The organism is Acetonema longum DSM 6540 (assembly GCF_000219125.1).
GTDB classification, from domain to species: Bacteria; Bacillota; Negativicutes; order Sporomusales; family Acetonemataceae; genus Acetonema; species Acetonema longum.
In genome coordinates this window covers 1-1,098 of record NZ_AFGF01000287.1, presented here as the reverse complement: position 1 = coordinate 1,098, position 1,098 = coordinate 1, and the positions used below count along the sequence as shown (strand labels likewise).

Genomic DNA, 1,098 nt, shown 5'->3' with positions numbered 1-1,098 from the left:
GCTAATTGAAGTCAAGCGATAATTTAAAAATCCACAAAATTTATTGACTCTAAAATGAGGCATGACAAACAGACTATCCCATTAGCGTGAATAATCGTCAGGATAGCCACGAAAAGGTTCGTCTTTTCCTTTGGGTTAAGCAGCTTTCGAGAGGCGCTCCTTATACATTTGCACCTGCTGCTGCGGGGAAATCAATTGAAACGGCCGTTGATTCTTCAGGACCGAATAGATAATACGTAGCAGCTTGTTCATGATGGCGCCGAGAGCTTGCTTTTTCGTTTTCGATTCTAATTTTTTCTGATAATATTCATACAGCACCGGATTGACCTGCGCCTTTTTTACGGCCTTTCGTATGGATGTGGTGGCCGCCAGGTAGAGGGCATACCGCAAAAAGGGAGACCCGCGCTTGGTGACCTTATTTCTCGTCCCGACAAACTTTCCGGACTGTTTGACGGCTGGATCGATTCCGCTAAAGGCTACCAATTGCTTGGCACGAGAAAATCGGCCGATATCCCCGATTTCCCCTAAAATGATGGCCGCCAGTGTCCTACCGATTCCCGGAATACTGAGTAACAAGTGGATATCCGGGAGGGTGTCGGATACTATCTGAATGTGCTTGTCCAGCACTTTGATTTGCTCATCCAATGCCAGGATGATGGTGGCATATTGCTGAACCGTTATACCATAGCTACCCAAGGAGAGTCCTGTTACTTGCGCATCTTCGGCGCAGGCAAGGAGATTGGCATACGTTTTCTGGGCATAGGACTGACCGTGACGAGATAATGTTTTCACCAGAGTCAAAATGGTGGACTGATTCTCTTTTTCGAGCCACTGACCCGGTGTAGGCAGTTGGGTGAGCAGGTTCAGAGCGGTTAACGATCCTGGATTCAAAACGTTAGGAAACAGGGGGGCGATTTGTTCGATCGCCCCTTGAAGCTGATTGAGGAAATGACTCCGTTGCTTTACGATTTGCCCTCGGGTCCTGGTCAATACCTTTAAATTCAATAGGGATTCTTTCGGCATAGCTGTCGGCTGGAACTCATGCACAAAAAGAAGTCTGGCCAATTCCACAGCGTCCACCCGGTCCGTCTTGACTTT

The 1,098-nt window shown here is 47.7% G+C and carries 1 protein-coding gene; it reads right to left on the bottom strand.

Going from position 1 to position 1,098, the window contains the following annotated elements; genetic code table 11:
- Positions 1-135: 135 nt before the first annotated feature.
- Positions 136-1,098, bottom strand: a 963-nt coding sequence (locus ALO_RS20285) for an IS110 family RNA-guided transposase (RefSeq protein WP_004100068.1), incomplete at its 5' end; no start/stop codon positions are given.